Here is a 25,675-nt window from a genome sequence, read left to right as displayed (position 1 = left end):
TGTTATTGCGGCAAACTAAACATGATTTCAACCAATTGTCCTTCCCGCTCAACCATAATGGAAACTTCAGTTAATTCAGGTAATTGGCTCATCATTTCTAACGCCTGACTCATCACAGTCAGATCGTACCCATTAATGGTTTTCGCAAGATCATTGGGCTTAAAACCCGCTTGCTTAAATAAGTTCACATCTTTGCCCGGATTGAGGCGATAACCGACAACGCTTTCTCCCTGCTTAACGGGAGAAATCGCGATGTAATCAGTGATTTTGCTAGGATCGGCTAAGAGTTCAGTACGTGATTCAGCCAGCTCTTGAGAGATTTCAGCATTCTTGCGTTGGTCTACTCGGCTAACGACTTCAGGTTTTCCACTCTTGGCCTTCTGTAATTGTTGATTCGCGGGACTTTGGCTGGTGTAAACCAAACCATCAAGCATCAGGGTTTCATAGCGACCGGCATTGGTAATGATAATGCGGTCAGCATAGACTTCTTTTAACGAAGCGGATGTTCCCTTAATTTTATCGCCCAAGCTGTAGGTTTCTTGGCTGCCACTGGATTCAATAATCGCCAGACCTTTTTGATCGGCGGTGGATGCCACAACACCTGTCAGTTGGATAGATAAGGAGGTCTTAGGTGCATCGGTAACGGTTTCAACCACTTCGGCTTTAGGTTTATCCGTTTTGGCATCGGCTCGACCAAAAAGCGCAAGTTGCTGTAATCCATCGAGATCGATTTGCCCAGCCCCTTTACCAGTCGTAGTCACCGCAGAGGGAGACCAAGCCGTAGGAGAAGATGAGGTAGGTACGAGCTTCCATGTAATTTGCGCAGCTAAGAGTAAACTTAGGATAAAACCACACCAGAAAACGACTTGGCTCAATGGCTTATGCGGAATACCTGTAGCTTTTGCGATAACTTTATCTAATAAATCCATATTTATGTGGACCCTCTATACAGGTCTCTGTTCTGATTATAAAAATTATAATGTTCGCCACATGCTAACCTAGGCCGCATTTGGCAACAACCCCATAACAGTATTGCAATTGGCGAAAATCGGCCATTTATGCTAACTTTGCCCGCCTAAAAAGGGTGTGAAGCGCACCACCCTTTAACATAATGGCAATGCGACTTAGGCATTTTATTACTCAGCATGTGAACTCATCGAGCTTTTATCTTGGAGACACTATGACACAAAGTTCAGACGACAGTGGCAGCGTTCGACTCGATAAGTGGTTATGGGCCGCACGTTTTTATAAAACCCGTGCCATTGCCAAAGAAATGATCAACGGCGGTAAAGTACATTACAACGGCGCTCGCACCAAATCCAGTAAGAATGCAGAGATAGGTGCCATTCTTAAGATAAGGCAGGGATATGACGATAAAGAGATCGTCATAAAAAAATTATCTGAAGTGCGCCAAAGTGCATCAATAGCGCAGGAATTGTACCAAGAAACGGCCGCCAGTGCCGCTAAACGTGCGGTAAACGCCGAAGCCAGACGATTAAACATACTGAATAATCCTGCGCCCGACCGCAAACCGGATAAAAAACAGCGACGAGAGCTTATCCGTTTTAAAGAATTCTAAAAGTTACCTAACAGTGAGACACAAGATGACCCAAGATATTTTACACCGCTATCTGTTCGATAATGCCGATGTGCGTGGTGAACTCGTACAATTGCAAAACAGCTATCAACAGGTAATTGGTTCACATGCCTATCCTCCCGTGCTGCAAACCCTGCTCGGCGAATTACTGGCGGCAACCTCTTTATTAACCGCTACCCTAAAATTTAGCGGTGATATTAGCGTGCAGTTGCAAGGTAATGGTCCTGTATCGCTGGCGGTAATCAATGGCAACAATCTGCAGCAGCTTCGTGGCATAGCACGCTGGGATGGCGAGTTGGCCGATGATGCCAGCCTCGCCGATCTATTTGGCCAAGGTTATATGGTTATTACCCTCACACCCGATGAAGGTGAACGTTATCAAGGCGTGGTCGCCCTCGACAAACCGACCTTGGCCGCCTGTGTAGAAGACTACTTTAATCAGTCTGAACAATTACCTACTGCTCTATGGTTATTTGCCGATGGAAAACAAGCTGCTGGCATGTTCTTGCAAATTTTACCTAGCCAAGAAGATCACAATGCCGACTTCGAACATTTGTGTCAGCTGACTGCGACCATCAAGGCGGAGGAATTATTCACCTTAGAAGCGCAGGAAGTATTACACCGCCTATATCACCAAGAAGAAGTACGTCTGTTCGACCCTATCGAAGTGAGCTTTAAATGTACATGTTCACGTGAGCGCAGTGCGGCAGCCATTAAAACGATCGACCAAGCCGAAGTGGAAGCCATACTGGCAGAAGACGGTAATGTGGAAATGGGCTGCGAATACTGCAATGCAAAATACCTGTTCGATGCTATTGATATCGCATCAATTTATGCTAATGGCACCGCCTCAAATACCCAGCAGTAAGTAATCGTTTACTGTTAGCAGGGCACCTCAGGGTGCCCTTTTTTTACCCGCCTCAATGATCCAGCTCACACTTTAGCCGTGGATAGGATACAATCGGCACACTTTGTCCCCTAGCACGCCTCGGGCGATAAATAAAAGCAAAATCGGCAGACGATCGATAAAAAAATAACCTTACAAATACAAGTCAATGGAGACCTCACTATGGCGGATGGATTAAACCGCGTTCATTACAACCCCTCTACAGCACAACTGGTCGAATTTGCCCTGCTACGCGGCGAAGGTGAATTGACGGCTAACGGCGCACTGGTTGCTAAAACGGGTACACGTACAGGTCGCTCTCCTGGCGATCGTTTTATTGTTAAAGAACCCGGTTCAGCGGCAGATATTGAATGGGGACCAGTTAACCAAGCATTTGAACCCGGCGCGTTTGAAGGTTTATGGGCACGTGTAGAAGCATTCCTCGCCGATAAAGAGCTGTTTGTATCTGACCTCGAAGTCGGTGCAGACCCAGAACATTACCAGCCAGTGCGCGTGACGACTCAATACGCTTGGCACCAACTGTTCGCCCGCAACCTTTTTATCATCCCAGAAGAATTTAATCGTCAAAACAAACCTGTATGGCAAATCATCAACGCGCCGGACTTCGTCTGTATGCCTGAGCGTGATGGCACCAATTCAGATGCGGCGGTGATCTTAAACTTTGCTGAACGCAAAGTGTTGTTAGCGGGCCTGAAATACGCTGGCGAAATGAAAAAGTCGATGTTCTCGGTGCAAAACTTCCTATTGCCAGCACAAGGTGTATTACCAATGCACTGCTCGGCTAACGTAGGTAAAGACGGCGACACCACCCTATTCTTCGGTCTGTCAGGTACAGGAAAAACCACCCTGTCTGCCGATCCAAAACGCTTCCTGATCGGTGACGATGAGCACGGGTGGGCACCGGGCGGCGTATTCAATATCGAAGGCGGTTGCTACGCTAAATGTATCGATTTAAGCCAAAAGAACGAGCCTGTGATTTGGGATGCGATTCGCTTTGGTACTGTGCTTGAAAACGTGGTAATGGACGAGCACCGCGTGCCCAACTACAAAGACAGCAGCCTGACGGAAAACACCCGTGCAGCTTACCCACTGGAGCATATTGCTCAGCGTAAAGAAGATAATCGCGGCGCCGAGCCACATGCTGTGGTGTTCTTAACCTGCGACGTGTCTGGTGTGTTGCCTCCGGTGTCTATCCTGAGCAAGGAGCAAGCGGCTTACCACTTCCTCTCTGGTTACACCGCGAAAGTGGGTTCAACTGAAATCGGTTCAACTTCTGCAATTCAGTCAACCTTCTCAACTTGCTTCGGCGCACCTTTCTTCCCACGTCCAGCAGGTGTATATGCTGAGCTGCTGATGAAGCGTATCGAGTCATTCGGTAGCCAAGTGTACTTAGTCAACACTGGCTGGACTGGCGGTCCACACGGTATTGGTAAACGTTTCGACATCCCAACTACCCGCGCTATCATCGATGCGATCGTCAGCGGCGAGCTGAAAAACGTTGAAACCGTGCATTTAGATACCTTAAACCTCGCGGTGCCTGTGGCGGTTAGCGGTGTCGACAGTAACTTACTCAATCCAGTAAACACGTGGAGCGATAAAGCACTGTACGCTGAATACGCGCAAAAACTGGCCGCAGCTTTCACTAAAAACTTTGCTAAGTATCAAGTGTCAGACGCGATTCGCAACGCTGGCCCAAAGGCTTAATCATTTAGCTTATTTATAAGCCGCAAGATTTAATAAAAAAGCGCTGGTTCAGTAATGAATCAGCGCTTTTTATTTCCTGTGAATATCACTATTGCTTGGTTTAATGTTGTTACCATTGAATTCATAGGTACTAAAGCAATAATGAACATTTATTAAATGTATTACTCGTCAATTATCAAAACCAAGATTAAATTAATCCTGTGTTCGTATAATAACGAATATCAATAATCACGATTAGGAAGCTGCACTCATTATGGATAATCACAAACATGCCACCGGATTCCAGCGATTTCTCAATACTGTCGAAACACTAGGGAATAAACTCCCCGATCCCGCCGTATTATTTGCAATATTTCTGGGCTTGGTCTGGCTGATATCTTGGTGGTTATCGGGAGTCAGTTTTGCTGAGATAGACCCCCGCACGGGTAATCCCATTAAAGTTGTAAATATGCTCGAAGGCGGCGCATTAACCGCCTTTACTTCAACACTTGTCTCAACTTTTGTGACTTTCCCGCCGCTAGGTGTTGTGCTAGTTGCCATGCTCGGCCTTGGTGTTGCTGAACATACTGGCTTTATTAATGCCGGGCTGCGGTCAATTTTATCGGTTACGCCCAAGATGCTGCTCACTCCAGTACTGATCGCCGTGGGTATTCTTAGCCATGTGGCAGTCGATGCTGGCTATGTGTTGGTTATCCCGCTCGGCGCAGTAATTTTTTATGCCGCGGGTCGCCACCCCTTAGCTGGTATTGCGGCTGCTTTTGCGGGGGTATCGGGTGGTTTTTCAGCTACGGTTGGTGTGCCATCGAGTCTTGATCCTATGTTAGCGGGGTTAACTCAAGCGGCCGCAAGATTATCGGCCGATCCTGCAGCAGCAACATTAACCATTAACCCTCTGAACAACATATTTTTTACTTCAGCTTCAGCCATATTAATTATCTTAGTTGGCTGGTTTATTACCGATAAAGTGATCGAACCACGCCTAAAAAAGACAGCGGTTAACGGCGATCCAGCAACACTCCCGACCCTAGATGAGCTGCAGCCCAATGAGCGCCGCGGACTCAGATTTGCCATGCTATCCATGTTGTTGTGTGTATTAGGATTAGTATTAACTGCCTATGGTGACAACTCTGCTTGGCGTGGCGAAGATGGCGGACTAACCAGTGCTTCAGCACCCTTAATGCGCTCGATCGTGGCGATTATTTTTGTGTTTTTCCTCATCCCCGGCATTGTGTATGGCTATGTCGCAGGCACAGCAAATAATCACAGAGCGATTATTCAGGGCATGAGTAAATCCATGAGTGGTATGGGTTATTACATCGTCATGGCCTTTTTCTGTGCCCAGTTTATTTATGCTTTCGGCCAATCCAATTTAGGCGCGTTAATGGCGATTAAAGGCGCATTGGCCTTAAAAGAATTAGCTCTGCCCTTAAGTGTCACTCTGGTGGGCATTATTTTTCTTACTGCGCTAGTCAATCTATTAGTGGGTTCTGCGTCAGCTAAATGGGCATTGATTGGTGCCATTATGGTGCCCATGTTAATGGAGCTAGGTGTATCACCTGACTTGACTCAAGCCGCTTACCGCGTGGGCGACTCATCCACCAATATCATCACCCCGCTGATGCCTTACTTTCCATTGATTGTGGTGTTCTGCCAAAAATACGTTAAAGAATCAGGCATAGGTACGCTAATCGCTCTGATGTTGCCGTTTTCAATCAGTTTTCTACTGCTTTGGAGCGCTTTTTTATTGGTTTACTGGGCATTGGGCTTACCCCTAGGTATCGGCAGCACCCTCACTTTCCCAGCAATACCTTAGGGCGTGCAAGAGCTTGCGAAATTGAATTCATAATACACGAGCGTTCGCTACCTCAATAACCACTAAACACTACACCACTTTTCACCTCGCCTTAAACGCCAATGCCGACGCCAACCGTCGGCATTACACCTTATAAAAAAGAAAAAACAAATAAATCCAAACACTTAAATATCTATAAACGCATCTCGCTCATAGTAAAAGATAATGGCCTCAAGCAGTTCCTGCTCACTTGGCTGGGCTTTTTGCTGCTTGAGGTTATAAATAACGTCCTCAATCTGATCCGTGTTTAATAAATAGCTATAGTCATTGCGGCTCAAGCCATCTTCAAAAGCATCGATTTCTGCATCCGATAAGTCCCTCATATCATTCACTATCGGGAATAATGGCGTCGTCAGCTGCAGGGATTCGCCTTCTGCAAGATCTTGATAAACCAGCCAATAACTGAGTCCCGGTTGCTCGATACACTTGCCAATCCAGCACAGTAACGATTCGGGCTGACCAAAGAATGAAGTGATATTCATAAATTCCTCTGCGTGGGTTTGTCGTACACAAATGCAATGCGAGTCCTTTGCTTTGACAGAATAGGGCCTACGTTAGCAATCAATCTCTGGACATTCGTACTGCTTACAAAGGGTAAACTGCAGATAGAAAGCACTGTAGCTTTTTAACCAGCCCCTAAGAGTACGCAATAATATGTCTACCCAACAAAGCTAAAATCACAATTCATCAATTCGATGGATAAAACCCGCACAAAAATTAGATAAACCATATTTTACAGCGGGTATTTTTGAGCATTCTCTATATAGCATGCCTGTTATTTAGTTTTTGGTTATTTTCAAACCAAGGTTGGTGATGTTTCACAAACCCAGTGATGCCAACTGTGGTACCTTAAGCGCCCAAAAAATGTGTCAGGGCTAAGCTTTTAATGCTAAAACCAAGAGCAGCCTTTCGAATCTTAAGACACCAAATGCCGCGGTAACCGGGGAGTTTCGCAAGAATGAAGAGCAAGAGTTTATTAGGCAACATTGGTGTGCAAGTCGTGATTGCCATGATTATTGGCGCACTTGTGGGTTTTATGATGGGCGAAAGTGCGAGTATCTTCGCACCGCTGGGTACCATTTTTATCCATTTAATCAAAATGCTAGTGATCCCACTGGTATTAGTTTCAATCATTAGTGGCGCAGCCAGCTTAGGTGATAGTCCATCGGCGGGTAAGATTGGCGTGGGCACTTTCGGCTTCTTTATTATCACCTCAGGGCTTGCCGTCGCCTTGGCGTTGGTTATGGGCAGCATATTTACACCCGGCGCTGGTGTCGACTTTACCGCCCATAGCAGCAGCGACTTGATGGAAGTGACCAAGGAGCATGGCGCACTACCCGGAGTGATCGACACCTTTATCGGCATGATCCCAACCAATGTGTTCGAATCACTAAACGGTGGAAATATCCTGCAAATACTGGTGTTTAGTATTTTCTTTGGTATTGCACTGACTAAGGTCAAAGGTGATGGCGCTAAACCCATCATGGCAGCGTTAAATACCGTCGTTGACGCCTTTGTGTGGATGATCAACTGTGTGATGGTGATTGCACCGATTGGGGTATTTGGCTTGATGGCAGATTCCGTCGGCACCTTTGGTTTTGATGCCTTAGAAGTCGTATTTAAATTATTCGCGGTATTTGTCGCTGCAATCCTGATCTATGGTTTTGTGTTCTTCCCCTTAGTGGTGCAGTTATTCTCTAAGGTATCAGCGCGCCAGTTTATTTCGGCGATGAAAAAGCCACAGGTGATGGCACTGTCTACCGCGTCATCAATGGCAACGCTGCCAGTGAACATGGAAACCTGCGAAGAAGATCTTAAGGTCTCTAAGGCAACCACGGCTTTCGTACTGCCCTTAGGTGCCACCATCAATATGAGTGGTAACGCGATTTATTATGGTCTGGTCGCAATGTTTTTCGCGCAGATGTACAACATTGACCTCTCAATGACCGCATACGCCGCGATTATCTTTACCTCCACCTTAGGCGCCATTGGCCAAGCGGGTGTGCCTGGTCCCTCATTTTTAGTGGTCGCAGTGCTATTGGCTGCGGGTATTCCCATTGATGGTTTACCGCTGTTATTTGCCCTCGACCGAGTGTTTGACATGATCCGCACCGCGCTTAACATCACAGGTGATGCCGCCTGCGCAGTGATTATGGATAAATACACCGCAGAGCAACTGACTCAAGAACCGAGTTAACACGCACGCGCATCCTAAGGCTTGAATAGGCTTGCTTATTCAAGCCTTTTTTATGCACGAACCTTTTCACACGCACCTATCCAACTGATTAAATATCGCTTGCCTAGCATTAATGTGATCTTGGCGGTAGCGAGGGCCAAGCTCTAAGGGCGCCGCCTCACAATTTGCATTTCTTTACCTGTCCAGCAACACTGGCACAGTGCCTTTCTGCGATAATGGTTTAGGGCGTGTTGACGTTTCGAGATTAAATTTTGTTCGTTCTGGCAAGTTCGTGCTCGCGAAACGAGGAATGATGTGTCGTTATTCACTCAAATGACGAGCGGCTCTTATGACAGAAAGTAAGAGCAAGGGCTTGCCAAACGACCCCTTCGGGCAGCATTTGGCTGGCTTTTCTGCCGCGTTATCGTCCGTTTATGTAGAATAACTACACTGCACGGACTTTGCCTTGCATAAAAGCCAGCCAAATTGCTGCAAAAACAACCCTGAAACGTCAACACGCCCTAGTTATCACGCCCAAAGGAGTGTTGCATTATGTCCGTCTTTGCCCCTGCAAGCCCTTTCGCCGACTTTATCTATCGCCACTTTCGCGCGATTCACGCCCTTAAACTCGGCCTCGCCCTGCTGATTGCGGTCATTATTAATGCCATTTGGTCACCGCCGCATTTTATTTGGAGCATGGTGACAATTGTGATCATTATGATGAGCCTGCCACAGGTGGGCGGGGCGATTGAAAAGTCACTGCAACGGGCGGTAGGTACCTGTTTAGGTTCAGCTTACGGTGTGATGTTAGTGGCCACTATCGACAGCTATTGGTTGATTATGGGCTTGTTGATTTTAGGGGTAACGCTGATCTGTTTTATCTCGGCGGGACGTTATAGCTACGCCTATCTGGTGGCAGGATTCACCATTATTATCGTTGTTGGCGATGCCAGCCATGATACCTCTGAGGCGCTGTGGCGCACGGCCAATATTTTGCTTGGCTGTGTGATCGCCATTTTGGTGTCGTTATTTATCTTCCCGATTAAAGCTAAACACGACTGGCGTAGTCAGCTCGCTAATGCCATCAATAGTATGGCCAAAGTGCTCACCCAGCATTTACAGGCGCCCGCCAACCATGATTTAGATTTTCGTGCCGATCTCGAAGCGGCCATGAAGGCCGTATTAACCCAGAAGAAGCTGTTTTTCTCCCTCGAATGGGAAAGCCAAACCCTAAAAAAGCACAAAGTGCTGCTGGCGGAATTAGTCAACAAACAGGTGAGACTGATCACCCTGCTCGAACTCCTGCCCTTAAGTCGCTGGCAGGAGGCCGACAAAGAGGCTTACCACCAAATCAATAACGTCGCCGCCGAGCTCACCGCTTATCTGCAACGCCTTGGCGAATTTGTTGCAGGTAAAACAGCCACATTACCCACACTGCCAAACGCATTAGAGCAAGAGTTACAACACAGATTACAACTTACCTTGGCAACACCTGCGCCTGACCACACCTCTACCTCTGTGGCAAACGAGGTTGCACAAGGATTTGCCCTCACGGGGTACGGCTGGCTTATCTATCAACTCGCCATTGCCGTTGAAGCGCTTTATGCCGATATCGAGATTATCGAAGCCGCCTATAACGGACAAATCAAGTTACATAAAATCGCTAACCCTGCTTAAGCAGTGACGGCGGGGAATTGCGGCCTACAACCATGGCCGCAAACCAAGATAAACCCTTGGCAGCCCTTGCGCTGGCTGGGGGTTTAATGAAAAGATACCGCCCTAATAAAAATTCGATATATGGACTCTTTTCATGCGCTTGTTTTCCCTTTCCGTTGTCGCCATCGCATGCTTATCCGCGGGATCATTATTCACAGCCCAGTTAGCCGTTGCCGCGAATACCGAAGTCGCGCAACCCGAAGTGACTAATACTGGAGCTGCCAGCACTGAAGTTGCAAATACTGAGGCCGCTAAAACCGACGCGGTTGAAACCAGTGCTAGCAACAGCGCTTTGCCCGCGACAGAAACCGCTCCCGAAGTCGCAGCAACACCGACGCGCGCCAATACCTTTGTCAATGATGCCATTCTCCCGCCAAGCATCACTTGGCACGGTGCCAGTGAGTCGCTGTTACTTAGCGCAGATCACGAATGGGCAACCCCCTTCGAGCAAAGCAATGGCATTGAAAGCCCAAGCTATGACAATACCATCGCATGGCTCGATAGACTGGCAGCCGAAACCACTAAGTTGCAAAAAGTCAGCCTCGGCAAGAGCCCTCAAGGCCGCGATATTTGGATGTATGTCGCCAGCAGTGAAGGCATTAACGAATCGGCACAGCTGAAACAAAATGCTAAACCGACAATTCTGGTGCAAGCCGGTATCCATGCCGGTGAAATCGACGGTAAAGATGCGGGCATGATGTTGCTGCGGGATATGGTTAAAGGCGACAAAAGCGACCTGCTCGAAAAAGCCAACCTGTTGTTTGTGCCGATATTTAGCGTCGATGCCCATGAGCGCAGCGGCGAATTTAATCGTGTAAACCAACGTGGCCCAGTGAATATGGGCTGGCGTACCAATGCCAATAACCTTAACCTTAACCGTGACTACGCCAAGGCCGACACCTTAGAAATGCAGCATATGCTGCAGGCTATTAATGTGTGGCAACCAGACTTATATCTTGATGTGCATGTCACCGACGGCATCGATTACCAGTACGATATTACCTTTGGTTACAACCTCGCCCAAGGCTTGAGTCCCGCGAGCTTTCGCTGGCTCGAAAACAGCTACCGCCCAGCGGTCGAAGCGGCGCTAAGCGCCCAAGGCCATATTCCTGGCCCGCTGATTTTCGCTGCGGATAACGCAGATATCGCCAAGGGCATGTCCCTGTGGAATCCAAGCCCACGCTTCTCCAATGGTTATGGTGATGCCCGCCATCTGCCGACTATTTTGATTGAAAACCACAGCTTAAAACCCTTTAAACAACGGGTACTCGGCACCTATGTGCTGCTAGAGCAAACCCTGAAAACCGTTGGCGACCAAGCCACAAAATTAAAGAGTGCGATTCAAGAGGATAAATACCGCGCCTCACCACTGATCACGCTCACCTGGAAATCGGCGCCGCTGGCTAAGGGTTGGGATTTTAAAGGCATCGACTACAAGCTTGAGCAGAGTCCGATTAGCGGCACCGACGTAGTGCGTTGGACGGGCGAGCCAAAGCTGTACCCCAATTTACCAGTGATGGCCGAAACTGTGCCCGATATTAAAGTCACTCGCCCGAGCGCCTACTATATTCCCGCAGAATGGACGCAAGTGATTGACCGCTTGAATCTACACGGCATCCGGATGACACGTTTAAGCAAACCAACCGAGCTTAAATTGCAGCAATATAGCCTGAGCAATCCGGTGTTTAATTCCAAGGCATTCGAGGGACGACTCACAGTGAAGGCCGACTCGACACTGGCGAAACTGACCACTACCTTGCCCGCCGGCACAGTAAAAATCAGCACAGAGCAACCCTTAGGCGATCTGGCGATTTTACTACTTGAGCCACAATCACCGGACTCGTTACTGCAATGGGGCTTCTTTAACCCTATCTTTACCCGTACCGAATATATTGAGGACTATGCAGTAGAACCGCTGGCCGCCAAGATGCTGAAGGAAGATCCCAAGCTACAGGCTGAGTTTAATAAAGCACTGGAAAACCCTGAGTTTGCCGCCGATCCCGAGGCTCGCTTACGCTGGTTCTATGAGCGCAGCCCTTACTACGATAATCAATATCTTACGTATCCTGTCTACCGTAGCCGCTAATCTTAGCCATTAAAAACGGCAAGACTTAAACAGGCTTACGCGCGCTAATGCTATACACCAAGGGCACCTGTTGCCCTTGGTGTATTAACACATAACGGCCATCAGCTTGCGCCTCTAGCCCTTCGAAACAGTTATAGGGGCTAAACGCAAATTCGTGGAAAAACACTAACTCCAAACCCGCCTGCAATAACGCATTGATCACTTCAGACAAGCTATGCGACCAGCACATTAAGGTTTGCTGATCATCACTGGCATTCTCGGTATAGGTCCCTTCCTGCTCAATATCTGGCTCACCCCGATTAAAATAGCTATAACCATCGAATAGCTGCTGCGCCGGATGAAACTCGGCCATGTAAAACTGTCCGCCGGGCTTTAAACAAGCCGCAATGGTCTGCGCCCAAAGCGTTAAATCGGGCAGCCACACAATGGCACCGTAGGAGGTAAATACAATATCCTGCGGCTCAACTTTGCCTACAACGCTGTAGACATCACTACAAATAAACTCGGCAGATAACTGCGTCTGCTGCGCCAACTTGCACGCCTCCGCGATCGCCACCTCAGATAAATCGACCCCAGTCACTTTTGCGCCCATTCGCGCCCACGACAGGGTATCTAAACCAAAATGACATTGCAGATGCAGTAGACTTTTGCCCGCCACCGCAAGCTCATTTAATTCGATTTCCGTTAAGGATATTTTGCCACTCAAAAAGCCTTCAACATCATAAAAATCAGAGGTTAAATGCACCCGAGTGCGGGCATCCCAGGCGATTTTATTGGTCGTTAAATAATCCATATGAATCCTTTCTAGCAGGGCTTTAAATCAAGCGGGATTGATGGGGGCTCACAGTAACCTAATAAATGAGCAATTTCACTAATCAGTGGGCAAATCGCTCATTTTGCGGACATGTCCGCTTAAACACTAACGGACACTTCTGCAATATAATATTGATTATTAATGAATTCTAAAACTGGCATAGGATGTGCTATTACGATTTACATAAACGAAATCGCTATCAGTACGCCGCTCAGTCAATTGTCGAGTGTCAATAACAAGGAAGAATACAATGTCACTACGCCCTTTTATATTCACCCTCGGATTTATCGCCGCCTTTACAGCGGGCATTTTCCTCACGGGTTGCATCATTAATGTTAATGCCGCCGGAATGCTGGAGTTAGATCACCAGCAGCGTGAGCTGACTCTGGATGCACAAGAGGTACAAACGCTGGTCGCCAAAACGGGTGCAGGCAGTCTCGAAATTATCGGTGTCGAAGGTCTAACCCAAATTAAGTTAGTCGCTGATATCTATAGTAATGACGATAGCAAAGTCATTTTGAGCCTCGAGAAAGCGGCCAACAGAGCCGAGCTTAAGGCCAATTTTGAATCCCATAGCAGCTTTAGCAATTACTCACCCTATATCGATTTAAAACTACAAGTGCCAGCCGGATTAGCGCTGGATATTGACGATGGCTCCGGTGCGATTGTGATCAACAAGATGACTGCGGATATCAAGGTCAAGGATGGCTCAGGCGAACTGGTTATCCATGGCGGCAATAATGTCAGTATTGATGATGGCTCGGGCGCGATTGAAGTCAGCCAAGTGAACGGCAACCTCACCATTGTCGATGGCTCTGGTGGTATCCAAATCAATGATATTAAAGGCAGCATCACCATTGATGATGGTTCAGGCGAAATTGAAGTCGCTAATGTGCAAAGCACAGTCACCATTAACGATGGCTCAGGCAATATCAATGTGGTGAACACTAAGGGCTTAACCATTCTCTCGGCAGGTTTAGGGGATGTAAGCTTCGATAAAATCGATGGCCCAGTCAGCAAACAATAATTGCCAGTAAAATCAAGAGAGACTGCTCAACCGACTTCCCGGCGTAGAGACTGATGTTGTAACGGTTCCCAACCAAAATGTCAGTCTTCTACCCACCCCTTTTGCGTTACCGTTCCATGGACAATCTTATGCACTTTATGCCACTAACCCCTTGTAGTGGCATTTTTTTGCGTATGAAATTTTCTCAGACTCAATTCTGAACAGTAGGTTCGGTCATGATTCGAAGGGCTAATAGGCGGCATCATGGCTTCTGGCTATCGTATTCCCTAATTGCCTGCCGCAGGCTTTCGCACGCTCTTATATGAGCTACACCAGTGACTCGCCGTACTCATGCTTTAAAAATTGCGTCCCTGTAGGCTCTACTAAAACATCCGTGTTTTAGAAGGTCACTGGCGCAACAATGCTGGATTAGGTGCAACCATTAACAGTCGAGTAATGCCTGTCCTGACTTTTGTTCATCAACTTCGCGAAGGAAACGAGCTTCGATCCCTCGGTGCAGGCTGTTAATCCTAAAAGAGTTTTTCCAGCCCTATCATTCCTGTAAGAAAATTTAACAGTGGGTGTCTCGATAAACTCGATAAAACCTCCTATCGTACGGAGTAAATCCGTAATGGATTGGAGTATAAAGTTTAAACAACCAGATCGCAACTTGTACGGACATAGTACGGACTCTATTTTTAGATTTGTAAGTTTATCGGATGTAAGTTTATCGGACACCCATTGTTAAATTTTTGACAATGATTATCTAGATAAACTCGCTCGGTGAGCCAGTGCTAGTTTCGGTAATGGTTCGAGTTGCTAATAGGCAACATCACAGCTTCAGGCTATCGTATCCCCTAATTGCCTGCCGCAGGCGTTCACACGCTCTTATATGAGCCACACCAGTGACTCGCCGTACTCATGCTTTAAAAATCGGGTCCTTGTAGGCTCTACTAAAACATCCATGTTTTAGAAGGTCACTGGTGCAACAATGCTTGATTGGGTGCAACCATTGATAGCCAGTAATGCCTGACTTTTATTGCATCACTCACAAAATTTAACAATGGGTGTCCCGTTTAAACTTACCTTTTGTGCTCTACTAAAGAATGCAACAAAAAGCGATCCTGAAAACGCTAATACTGCAGTGATTACTGCTGCTTTTACTGTAGAATCAGATATAAAACTAGATATAAACTCAGAAAACATATTACTTCCTACTTCATCCCTTTAAATTCTTCTGAGCAGTTCTGTTTGAGTAACTGCAAGTCATCGTTCATTAAGCTGGGTTGTTCGCTATCGATTGGGCCTTGGTTATTGGTGAGTTTATCAAGACACCCACTGTTAAATTTTTTTAATAACATTAATGCCATCCCTAATTAGTAATTACAATGTCTTTTCGATGCTGATAAAACATATTACATTAACAATTCAGAGGGTCTATCCCTATACTTCGCACATGTAAAAATCTTATGGGCTCAGTAATATATTTGTTACCATTTATAATAATGGATGGTAACTGGACTGAGTAATCTTCCAATTTATACTCAATATCTCTTGATAAAATACTTATTGACGCACCAGAATTAAAATACTTTTTACCAAATAATGTGTTATATCCAAAAAAGGTATTACCCATTATCTTTGATGTTGGAATCACACGGAGATATTCATTCCCATTAGCGGGTTCAACAGAATTAGCATTTGAAACATTCTCTGGCAGTGTAATTAATTCAGTAATTCTTACATTCCATACTTTATTTATTGCATTGTCAGTAATTACAATTTCGTCGCTATCAAATTGAAAATATGTTCCAGATGGTGCAGCAATTGAAGCTGTAAAATAAAATTTTTTTGCAGAACTAGAGCTAGATACTTTGAGCTCAACTCCCCCACTAAGCGGTATTGATATTTTATCCGCAGGGCCAGAACCTCCGCAGCCACTACTGTGTGTAACTCCTTCGCTATATATTGGCTTGTAGTAATCTCTCACTACAGGCGCACACGAGACAGATATTATTGAAAGAAAAATTATAAATACATGTTTTTTGAAAAGCATATATGACGCACAATTCCCTTGAAAAAATAACGTCTTAGTGCGCATGCGAGTTAACCTCATTAGACCAGTAAAAGTACACATGGTTAATCACTTAAAATAAAATAAATTTATCAGTATTTCAATAAACACATCATCACGAAAAAAGACATTCAAACGAGCCAGCGCTATTTTAACTCTTCTTTTAGCTGCTCTATTTGCCGATCGATAGATGACACCAACGTGTCGGCCTCTTGGGCTGCAGCGACTTGTTCCTGAGCTAAGCTTTGCTGCCAGGTTGCACCAGCTAAGTTGTTATTCGCATACTGCCGACTTTCACGCAGATTACGTAAGCGCTGGTCACGCGCCGCAATCACCTTCTTGCGGTCAGCCTCAAGCCGAGAGATCTCTCGGGCAATACGTTGCCTCTCGATATAGGTACTGATTTCTTTTTTCTTATCAGAAGTAGCGCTTGAACTCACGCTTGATTGAGCGGTACTGTCACTGCTTTTAATAAAGCTACCGACGCCACTTAAATCAACTGGCTTGCTCGTTTCATTACAGGGATCAGCCTGATATTTTCCATCAGCACATTTATAGACTTCGGCAAAGACCGTAAAAGTAGGACCGCCCGTTAACACCAGCGTGAATAGTATTAAAGATATTCTATCCATAGATCACCTCAATGTTTATTGAACAATCATATCACCAGCGGGTAACCACAAAGCAACTTTTTAAACTCGATGATCCCATAGTGAACCGTTTTAATTATCGAGGCACCCACTATTAAATTTTGCGGCGTAACTACAGAATTGGGGCATGTAGGACTAAAAGAATACTCAGTGGTTAATTGGATTAAGCACTGACATGGAAGTGACCGTTGGCGGCATGGATGCCGCCGTCGAGCACTGAAGAATCCCCTGATGATTTTCAGATAAATCATTAAATTAGAGTGAACTTGCACCTTGAAGTGTGATCAGATGGAAGTGCGAACAAACATCAATCACAGGGCATCAAGGTGCAAGTGTTAACTATCTTACATCAATCTCTCTATCAACATTGTCCAGAAATCCATCAAAAGCGACTGAATACACTCATGGTCGCCTGCAAAGCCCTCATCAACGCGGATTGTCTCACCCTCACGCATTTAGGGCGGCACATTGATGGCACCAGCACTCATACTAAACACTCAATAAAACGCATGGATAGATTATTGGGCAACCCGCACCTTCACCATGAAAGACTGGCTGTTTATCAGTGGCATGCAAAGTGGCTGCTAACAGCACATACGATGCCGACCATACTGGTGGATTGGTCTGATATGCGTGAAGGTCGTGAACTGATTGCACTACGCGCCTCTATTGCGATTAAGGGCCGCTCTATCACGCTCTACGAGCGAACATTTCCGTTAGTACTACAAGGCACACAAACTGCCCATAATCAGTTTCTGAATGAACTCCATAAAGTGTTACCTGACAATATTACCCCGCTGATAGTCACTGACGCGGGCTTCCGTAATCCATGGTTTCGAAAAGTCGAGCAGCTCGGTTGGTATTGGCTGGGTCGTGTCAGAGGATTAAGTGTCTATCGGCTGCACCCCTTCGGTCGCCAATTTTCGCTAAAAGCGCTTTATCCCAAAGCCAGTCGTCGCGCAAAACATGTTGGGCGAGTGGCGTTATCGGTAAAGAAACCCTTGTTATGCGAGATGGTATTGTTCAGGGCTCCAAGTAAAGGCAGAAAAGGTCAGCGAAGTACGACAACAGACTGTCACCATACGGCGCAATGGACGTATGAACTGACCGCCAAAGAGCCTTGGGCACTGGTGACCAACTTGACCATAGAAGCCATGTCGCCTCAAAAACTGGTTAATATTTACCAAAAACGGATGCAAATAGAAGAAACCTTTAGAGATTTAAAAAGCCCCGCTTATGGCTTTGGTTTACGTCATAGCAGAACACGTTATGCGGCGAGGATGGACATACTGCTATTGATAGCATTATTGGTACAACTGGCATTTTGGTGGGTAGGATTATACGGAGAAACACAGCAATTACAGCGGCACTTCCAAGCCAACACGGTAAAGAAAAGGAATGTGCTATCAACAATCAGGATGGGCAAAGAACTGCTGCGGCGACGGCATGACTACCCCATATCAGCAGATGATTTGCTTTGTGCTGCGAAGAAACTAGCCCAACTCTCATTAACTCATGGTTGTTGGGGCTATGAATTATGAGGGGATCCTACAGCGTCGAGCATACAAGGACGTACTTGCTGCGCGTCACTGAAATGACAGTGCTTAATCATTACACGCGTACACCAATGATTTAGCTCTTTTATCTCGCACTATCTATGTTCAGCTGATTCAATCAACACCAACTTCTGAGCGCGACTCAGCTTTTTAACTGCAATCTCACGCCGTAGTGCATCACCCTGACTGCCGACTTGTTCTTGATACATCAGGGTTAATGGCCCTTTGCCACGCAGATATTTTGCCGTCTTGGGGCCATTGGATTGATGTTCGTTAAACCGGCGTGCGACATCTGTGGTGATGCCGGTGTACAAGTGGCCATTGGCGCAGCAGATAAGGTACAGATACCACGCTGATGCTTGCACTATCTCTGACGTCGCGCCTTGCTCCGAAGTCACAGCTTGTGCTTGGCTAGCCCCTTGTTTGGGGCTAGCCGAGGGAGTTGAATTAGCGGCTTCAATCACTAAATCGGTCACCCGGTAGCACCTACTTAGTCATGCCGAGCAGGCTTAAGAAGAAGGCATATTCCTGCGCTGTATCTTGGTACTGGCGGTAACGACCACTCTTTCCACCGTGGCCGGCATCCATATCAACGTGGAATAACAACACCTTATCGTCCAGTTTGTACCATTTGTTTTGCACTTCACGCAGTTTTGCTACCCATTTAGCGGGCTCGAAATACTGCACCTGTGAATCATGCAAACCTGTGGTCACCAATAGGTGGGGATACTCATGGTCGGCAACATTGTCGTAGGGTGAGTAGCTGAGCATATAGTCGAAATAGGTCTTGTCGTTTGGATTACCCCATTCATCGTACTCGTTGGTAGTCAGCGGAATCGACTCATCGAGCATGGTCGTGACCACATCCACAAAGGGCACGTGCGCTGCAATGGCAAAGTACTTTTCAGGTGCCATATTGGCAATCGCGCCCATTAACAGCCCACCAGCACTGCCGCCCGCGGCTACCACTTTATTTTTATCGCCATAACCTTGCTCGGTTAAGGCCGTAGTTACATCGATAAAGTCATAAAAGCTATTCTTTTTATTCAGCAACTTGCCCGCATCGTACCAAGGGCGGCCGAGCATTTCACCGCCGCGCACATGGGCAATGGCATACACAAAGCCGCGGTCGAGCAGACTGATAACCGACGACGAAAAGTCAGGCTCTACCGTATAACCATATGAACCATAACCATATTGATACAGTGGATTGGTGCCGTCTTTCTTGAATTTATCCTTACGATACACCAAGGACACTGGCACCTTAGCGCCATCGCGGGCGGTGACAAATACGCGTTCGGCGCGGTACGCTCCGGCATCAAAACCGCCAAGCACTTGTTCCTGCTTGAGCAGATCGCGTCTATCAGGATTACTTAAGTGGTACTCATAAATCGTCTCGGGCGTGGTCAGGCTCGAGTAGAAAACCCGTAACTTATCGCTATCTTGCTGGGCATTAACATCCAAGCCGAGCACATAAGCGGGTTCATCAAAACTCAGTTCAAAGGGCTTTTGACCATTGAATGGCATCACTTTAATCCGTGTCAGGCCATTTTCACGGGTTTGAATAATCAGGTAATCCTTTAGCACCAGTTCATCTTCAAGCCGCGCATTGGGATTGTGAGCAACCACTTCCTGCCATTTGGATTTATCGGCAGCATCCTTAATCGCCACTTTCATTAAGCGAAAGTTTGTCGCCTGCCAGTTGGTGAGGACGTAATAGCTGTCGCCCAGTTTAGAAACGCTATATTCATGGCCTTCTTCCCGCGCAAGCACAGGTTTGAACAGGCTTAAAGGATCGTTAGCATCCAGCACTGACACTTCGCTAGTGGTGGTGCTCTCGTGGAACAACACAATTTGCGACTCGTCTAAACTCTTGCCGAGGGAGATGTAATAAGCATCATCTTGCTCCTCATACACCAGCACATCACGGGACTGTGGCGTACCGAGTTCATGGCGATATACCCGGTTGCCGAGCAGGGTTTGCAAATCTTTAGCGATGTAAAACACATGGCGATTATCATTGCCCCAAACGATTCGACCCTCTGTGTTTTCAAGCACATCGGTGATCATGGCGCCGGATTCGATATCTTTAAAATAGATGTTATACACGCGGCGGCTTAACACATCTTCACCAAAGGCCAGCATGGTTTCATCTGGGCTGACGCTGACGCCACCTAAACCATAAAACTCATGGCCCTTGGCACGCTCATTCACATCGAGCATCAGTTGCTCAACACCCTTGCTCCCCTTGCGGGCGATCAACGGATATTCGCTGCCCTCTTGATATCGGCGGTAATAGCTATGCTGATGCCATTGGTACGGCACGCTCGACTCATCAGCCACTAACCGCCCAGTCAGCTCGTTAAACAATCCATCCTGCAATGACTTAAGCGGCTTAAAGTAAGCTTGGGTATAACGATTCTCGGCCTTAAGGTGCGCTAACACTTTGGGATCTTGGCGTTTATCGTCGCGCATCCAATAGTAATCATCAGTGCGCGTGACGCCATGCAAGGTCATCACATGGGGGATTTTTTCCGCAACGGGCGCAGAAACTTGCCCTTTTTGAGTGGAGCAGCCGGGTAATAACATAACAAGACCTAAAGTAAGCAACAGAGTGCGCATGTATACGTCCTTGTGACGTCCAAAAACCATCGTAAGATACGACGGCAAGCCAATAAGTGAATGTGCCGGATATGATATACCCAAGCTAGCTCAAGTTGCGAGTTTCCTAAAGATGAGGCTTACTTCAACAATTGTGCGCTTGCGCAAACATTGCCCAATTTCAGGCGTGATGTTATTGCCATCACCATTAATTAGGCGCAACATAACCGCGTTTTTAGGCCAAAGCCTATCAACAATTCTCAGGGCGGGGTGAAACTCCCCACCGGCGGTAAATAGTGAGGTAAAAGAGATTTTCCCACGCTAAAGCCCGCGAGCGCCCGAACGCAATTTCGGGGTCAGCAGATCTGGTGCCCTAGCATGTCTCGCCATGGTTAACGCCAAACGAGACCGCGCTATTATTCCAGAGCCGACGGTAATGGACTGTTTGCCACTAGCGACAGTACTGAGTCCGGATGGAAGAGAATGTAAGACAACACTCGGATAATTGGCATTAACTTTGGCTAAGTATCCAAGCTGTTAGCCTCATATTTTGCAATCACGTTTTTAAGCCTGCGCTTAAAGGGGTCGATTGCTACAGCACAATCCCCTTTGGGGTAATGGCTGTATTTCTGTACGCCCTGATTCTGGATATTCCCATGTCGTATTTTTGAAGGATATTAACCATGAATCAGTCTTTACTTGCTCCTTTTGGTACTGCTATCGAACGCGTTGAAGCGGGCCTTAATGCCCTGCGCCAAGGCCTAGGTGTGTTGGTGGTCGATGACGAAGATAGAGAAAACGAAGGCGACTTAATTTTTGCCGCCGAGTCGCTGACCAATGCGCAAATGGCCATGCTTATTCGCGAATGCAGCGGTATCGTGTGTTTGTGTTTACCGGACGAAAAGGTCAAAGCCCTTGCGCTGCCACCTATGGTAGAAAACAACTCAAGCCAATATGGCACCGCGTTTACCGTGAGTATCGAAGCCAAAGTGGGTGTAACCACTGGGGTTTCAGCCGCAGACCGTGTCACCACCATTAAAACCGCCATCGCTGACCATGCTAAACCAAGCGATTTGGCTCGCCCAGGCCATGTGTATCCACTTCGCGCTCAACCCGGTGGTGTGTTAACTCGCCGTGGTCATACCGAAGGCACTATCGATTTAATGCAACTGGCCGGACTCAAGCCCGCAGGCGTGTTATGTGAAGTCACCAACCCCGACGGCACTATGGCGCGTCTGCCTGAGATTATCGCCTTTGGTGCCCTGCATAATATGCCCGTACTCACGATTGAAGATATCGTGGTTTACCGTAAATCCTTATTGGCCAACGTAGGCTAAATTTGGCCCCATAAACGGGATTCGACTTAAAGGACGTGCGCTTAGGCCCGCGTCCTTTTTATTTAACGCCTATAAAACACTTGGGTTATTTGGTTAAGTGTCAAATCACGCTAAATATCACAGACAAAAAAACAATGAATCTGCTAGGAGGAAAATTAATCAATAAAAATATAACCTTAGATGTATATAATAATTAGCTGAATTTCGTGAGCTAGATTAGATATCCATAAATCAAGGGTCGCGAGCGACAGGCTTCTATGTTAAAAATTCGCCCCCAGTGCCTGACTTTTTCGCTTTCAACTCATCAAGGTAACCCCTTGATTTTTTATGTCTCCAATCAGGCCAATCTAGGAGAAAGTTTGCATGCCATCCACGCTACAGCATCTCAGCCTGAAACAGAAACTGATTCTGTTTTCGCTGCTACCTTTGCTGATGATGAGTATTTTTGTGCTGTCGCGAATGTATATGCTTGTGAAGGAATACCGGTTTGCCAATCAGAATCATTTAGCGATAAGGGCAACGGTACAAACGACAGACTTCCTGTTTCAACTCCATAATGAGTACGGACTCAGTACCCAATTACTCCCAGCCACTACGCCTCAAGATGAAACTCGCCTACTGCAACAGCAACAAATTACTTCGGCTGCACTAGAGGCACTGCTTAAGAGCCCTGCTTTAATTGAATTGAACGCCACCTTAAGTGACCAACAAGCATCGACACAATTACAGGAAAAACTCACCAACTTGACGCTGCTAAGCCATAAGTTAGCATCCAGTCGCCAAGAGGCACTCGACCAGCATCCATCTTCATTTATTGTTTTATATCAGCAGTTTAACTCTTCATTATTACAGTTGGTCCAACAGCTACAATTACTCACTAATGACATAACACAATCAAGGGCCTATGCGGATTTACTCAATTTATTGATGGTGCAAGAGCTAGCGGTTAAGGAGCGCAGCGCGATTAATCGTATGTTGTTGTCAGATAGCCTCAGCATTAATGACTATAAAGCCATCAACACAATTATGTACGAGTATGGCCAAGCTATTTCCCATGCGAGTAATGCCTCAATATCTGACAGACACTCCCTTATCCGCCAAATACAAGCCTCACCTGAAAGCCTACGAATACTGAAAATCAGCCAGCAAATCGAGCAACAAATCCATATCAGTACCTTAGTGCAAAGTATCAATGCGCATTTAGGTTATGAGGGGTTAATCGATAGTTTTCAGGATTACTTATTAACGGGCAGCCCAGCATCGCTTGCAAAGTTCACTAAAGCCTTAACCACGATCCAGCAAAAACTCGATGAACTTAACCGCGAAACGGTAAACCTTCCCTCACTTGCGCCTGCCGTACAAAGCATCGAAGAGAGCATCAACCAGTATCAATTCTGCATGTCTAAGATAGTGCAGTTAAAAGATCAAAAGCTGTCGCTCGCAGAAATCACCGCCCTTGCCCATATCAACAATAGCGAGCTCTCTGCCGCCATTGATAAATTATTGATGCCACCCCATCCAGTAAGCAGCAAACATTGGTGGACATTAACGACGGATAGAATCAATAAACTGAATGCACTCAGTAATGAAATCACCCTCTCCATGGCTCGCCAGAGTGATATACAACAACATCATGCGCTCATGTTATTAGGCATTTATCTGCTGTCTGCCTTATTTACCGCCACGATCACCCTGTGGCTGGGCCGCAAAATCATTCGCAGTTTTATGTTTAAAATCACCCAAATTGCCAATGATATGCAGCAAATGGCCGCCGATCCTCAGCTAAATATCCATATTGATGTGTCAGGCTCCGATGAACTGGCTCGCATGTCTCGGGCAATGAACCGCATGCTGAGTGAGCGCCAAAAAGCCAATCAGGCCCTTAGCCGCGCCGCAGCGGTATTTAACTATTCGGCCGAAGGCATTATGGTCACAGATGCCGATAATCATATCGAGTTAGTGAACCCCGCCTTTAGCCAGATCACAGGCTACAGCCTTGAAGACGTCAAAGGTCGCAGCCCCTCGATGTTGAGTTCTAAACGCCACCCAAGCCATTTCTACACTGCCATGTGGGAAGCGCTGCAAAAAGACAGCAAATGGGAAGGCGAGATCTGGAATAAACGCAAAGATGGCCAAGTGTATCCCGAGTATTTGGCCATTACCGTGGTGCGTAATGAACGGGGTGAAATCATCCAGCATATTGGTTTGTTTATGGATATTAGTAAACGTAAGCAATATGAGCAGGATCTTTGGTATCAGGCACATTTCGATACGCTGACAGGCTTACCTAATCGCAAATTGTTTAATGAGCGACTCCAACATGAAATCCAGCTCGCCCAACATGACTCCCGCAAACTGGCGATTCTGCTGATTGATTTAGACCAATTTAAGTATATTAATGACGTCCAAGGCCACGCCACAGGCGACTTACTACTGCAAGACGTGGCTAAGCGACTAGAAAATATTGCCGGAAAGAATGATTTGATCGCACGCATCGGTGGGGATGAATTTGTACTTATCCTTCCCCGAGTCACCAATGAGTTCGCGATTGAGCATATGGCAAGCCGTATCATCGAAACCCTGTCGACGCCCTTTAACTTGAATGAACGGGAAATCCAAATTTCCGCCAGCTTTGGGATTGGTGTTTACCCAGAAGACGGCCTGGATGTTAGCTCGCTAACCCGCAATACCGAAATGGCCATGTATCAGGCAAAAGATGCCGGACGCAATAACTTCAAATACTTCACCTCGGGAATGAACCAAGCCATGTTTGCCCGCATGGAGCTGGAACAGCGGCTACGCCGCGCCGTGGCGCAGGATGAATTTACGCTACACTATCAACCCATTGTGGAAATGAAGACGGGTAAAGTCTGTAGTGTTGAAGCGCTTATTCGTTGGCAAGACCCCGATTTAGGCTTAATCCCGCCGGATCAGTTTATAGGCATCGCGGAGGAAACAGGGCTTATTGAACCCATGGGTGAATGGGTACTCAACCAAGCGATGCACGACCTAAGACAATGGCAACAACTTGGCTTACAGCTTAATGTGGCGATCAATGTCTCGAGCCGCCAATGTGTGAATGCGCGAGGTATGGGATTTGATCAGGTACTGCAGGAATGCTTTAACCGTCATCATATCAACCCAAGAAACGTGCATATTGAGATCACCGAAAGCATGCTAATGGGCGATGCCAGCCACTGCTTAAGCACCTTAGAAGCCATTCGCCGTTTAGGCTCGCAGATTTATATCGACGACTTTGGCACAGGCTATTCTTCATTGAGTTATTTGAAGAAATTCCCTATCTCTGTGATAAAAATCGATCGTAGCTTTGTGGAAAATGCCCTGAGCAACAACTCAAATACCAATTTGGTGAAAGCCATTGTGATGATGGGGCAAAGCCTTGAAATGGAACTGGTGGCCGAAGGAATTGAAACCGAAGCCCAATGGAATTTACTGCGCGACTTAGGTTGCCACTACGCCCAAGGGTATTTGATCTCAAAACCGTTGCCATTCGCAGCCATTACCCCACTGCTAAGCCAAACACTACCGAGACTATTGCAGCCACAAGCGCCACGCGAAAAGTGTGTTAATGCTTAGGG

Annotated in this window: 19 protein-coding genes and 1 riboswitch; of the genes, 11 read left to right on the top strand and 8 right to left on the bottom strand. The window is 46.7% G+C overall.

What is annotated here, in order from left to right; translation table 11 throughout:
* Positions 1–2: 2 nt before the first annotated feature.
* Positions 3–929, bottom strand: a complete 927-nt coding sequence (gspC, locus tag SO_RS00760) for a type II secretion system protein GspC (protein ID WP_011070562.1) — start codon at positions 927–929, stop codon at positions 3–5.
* A 251-nt stretch (positions 930–1,180) separates the two neighbouring features.
* On the opposite strand from gspC, the gene hslR reads away from it, so the two are divergent.
* From hslR to SO_RS00740, 4 genes are all read left to right on the top strand, one after another.
* A complete protein-coding gene (hslR, locus tag SO_RS00755) occupies positions 1,181–1,579 on the top strand; it encodes a ribosome-associated heat shock protein Hsp15 (RefSeq protein ID WP_011070561.1) in 399 nt (132 codons plus the stop codon).
* 25 nt (positions 1,580–1,604) lie between these two features.
* Positions 1,605–2,465: an Hsp33 family molecular chaperone HslO gene (gene hslO / locus SO_RS00750; protein ID WP_011070560.1), complete on the top strand. Its 861-nt coding sequence runs from the start codon at positions 1,605–1,607 to the stop codon at positions 2,463–2,465.
* Positions 2,466–2,666: 201 nt separating this feature from the next.
* On the top strand, positions 2,667–4,208 hold the full coding sequence (locus tag SO_RS00745) for a phosphoenolpyruvate carboxykinase (RefSeq protein ID WP_011070559.1): 1,542 nt from the start codon (positions 2,667–2,669) through the stop codon (positions 4,206–4,208).
* A gap of 253 nt (positions 4,209–4,461) precedes the next feature.
* Positions 4,462–6,021: an AbgT family transporter gene (locus SO_RS00740; RefSeq protein ID WP_011070558.1), complete on the top strand. Its 1,560-nt coding sequence runs from the start codon at positions 4,462–4,464 to the stop codon at positions 6,019–6,021.
* Positions 6,022–6,185: 164 nt separating this feature from the next.
* Here SO_RS00740 and SO_RS00735 read toward each other — a convergent pair whose 3' ends face one another.
* The gene (locus tag SO_RS00735) at positions 6,186–6,542 is read right to left on the bottom strand and encodes a DUF7716 domain-containing protein (protein WP_011070557.1); all 357 of its coding nucleotides are present in this window, start codon (positions 6,540–6,542) and stop codon (positions 6,186–6,188) included.
* Positions 6,543–7,018: 476 nt separating this feature from the next.
* On the opposite strand from SO_RS00735, the gene SO_RS00730 reads away from it, so the two are divergent.
* The 3 genes from SO_RS00730 to SO_RS00720 all read left to right on the top strand — a co-directional run bounded on the left by SO_RS00730 (position 7,019) and on the right by SO_RS00720 (position 12,038).
* A complete protein-coding gene (locus tag SO_RS00730) occupies positions 7,019–8,257 on the top strand; it encodes a dicarboxylate/amino acid:cation symporter (RefSeq protein ID WP_011070556.1) in 1,239 nt (412 codons plus the stop codon).
* Positions 8,258–8,788: 531 nt separating this feature from the next.
* Positions 8,789–9,913, top strand: coding sequence for an FUSC family protein (locus tag SO_RS00725; RefSeq protein WP_011070555.1), 1,125 nt, complete (start codon positions 8,789–8,791; stop codon positions 9,911–9,913).
* Positions 9,914–10,046: 133 nt separating this feature from the next.
* A complete protein-coding gene (locus tag SO_RS00720; protein ID WP_011070554.1) occupies positions 10,047–12,038 on the top strand; it encodes a M14 family metallopeptidase in 1,992 nt (663 codons plus the stop codon).
* Between the two features lie 25 nt (positions 12,039–12,063).
* Here SO_RS00720 and SO_RS00715 read toward each other — a convergent pair whose 3' ends face one another.
* Entirely contained in the window at positions 12,064–12,831 is a 768-nt protein-coding gene (locus SO_RS00715) for a class I SAM-dependent methyltransferase (protein ID WP_011070553.1), read from the bottom strand.
* A gap of 271 nt (positions 12,832–13,102) precedes the next feature.
* Here SO_RS00715 and SO_RS00710 point away from each other — a divergent pair, with 271 nt between their 5' ends.
* Positions 13,103–13,879 carry a DUF4097 family beta strand repeat-containing protein gene (locus tag SO_RS00710; protein ID WP_011070552.1) on the top strand — a complete coding sequence of 259 codons (777 nt, stop codon included), beginning with the start codon at positions 13,103–13,105 and terminating at the stop codon, positions 13,877–13,879.
* Between the two features lie 1,193 nt (positions 13,880–15,072).
* On the opposite strand, the gene SO_RS00705 is transcribed toward SO_RS00710, so the two are convergent.
* From SO_RS00705 to SO_RS00695, 3 genes are all read right to left on the bottom strand, one after another.
* Positions 15,073–15,219 carry a hypothetical protein gene (locus SO_RS00705; protein ID WP_011070551.1) on the bottom strand — a complete coding sequence of 49 codons (147 nt, stop codon included), beginning with the start codon at positions 15,217–15,219 and terminating at the stop codon, positions 15,073–15,075.
* Positions 15,220–15,278: 59 nt separating this feature from the next.
* Positions 15,279–15,848, bottom strand: coding sequence for a hypothetical protein (locus SO_RS00700; RefSeq protein WP_238560539.1), 570 nt, complete (start codon positions 15,846–15,848; stop codon positions 15,279–15,281).
* Positions 15,849–16,078: 230 nt separating this feature from the next.
* Positions 16,079–16,564 (bottom strand): hypothetical protein, encoded by a 486-nt coding sequence (locus SO_RS00695; protein WP_011070549.1) that lies wholly within the window; start codon positions 16,562–16,564, stop codon positions 16,079–16,081.
* A 344-nt stretch (positions 16,565–16,908) separates the two neighbouring features.
* Between SO_RS00695 and SO_RS00690 the strand changes: the two genes are divergently transcribed.
* On the top strand, positions 16,909–18,123 hold the full coding sequence (locus SO_RS00690) for an IS4-like element ISSod3 family transposase (protein WP_011070548.1): 1,215 nt from the start codon (positions 16,909–16,911) through the stop codon (positions 18,121–18,123).
* Between the two features lie 110 nt (positions 18,124–18,233).
* On the opposite strand, the gene SO_RS00685 is transcribed toward SO_RS00690, so the two are convergent.
* Entirely contained in the window at positions 18,234–18,614 is a 381-nt protein-coding gene (locus SO_RS00685) for a GIY-YIG nuclease family protein (protein ID WP_011070547.1), read from the bottom strand.
* A 10-nt stretch (positions 18,615–18,624) separates the two neighbouring features.
* Positions 18,625–20,760: a S9 family peptidase gene (locus tag SO_RS00680; RefSeq protein WP_011070546.1), complete on the bottom strand. Its 2,136-nt coding sequence runs from the start codon at positions 20,758–20,760 to the stop codon at positions 18,625–18,627.
* 231 nt (positions 20,761–20,991) lie between these two features.
* A riboswitch (FMN riboswitch) is annotated at positions 20,992–21,228 on the top strand.
* Positions 21,229–21,422: 194 nt separating this feature from the next.
* Here SO_RS00680 and ribB point away from each other — a divergent pair.
* Both ribB and SO_RS00670 read left to right on the top strand, forming a co-directional pair.
* Entirely contained in the window at positions 21,423–22,076 is a 654-nt protein-coding gene (gene ribB, locus SO_RS00675; RefSeq protein ID WP_011070545.1) for a 3,4-dihydroxy-2-butanone-4-phosphate synthase, read from the top strand.
* A 363-nt stretch (positions 22,077–22,439) separates the two neighbouring features.
* The gene (locus SO_RS00670; RefSeq protein ID WP_011070544.1) at positions 22,440–25,673 is read left to right on the top strand and encodes an EAL domain-containing protein; all 3,234 of its coding nucleotides are present in this window, start codon (positions 22,440–22,442) and stop codon (positions 25,671–25,673) included.
* The last annotated feature ends 2 nt before the right edge of the window (positions 25,674–25,675 follow it).

It is taken from the genome of Shewanella oneidensis MR-1, assembly GCF_000146165.2.
Lineage (GTDB): Bacteria > Pseudomonadota > Gammaproteobacteria > Enterobacterales > Shewanellaceae > Shewanella > Shewanella oneidensis.
This window is presented reverse-complemented; position numbering and strand designations above follow the sequence as displayed.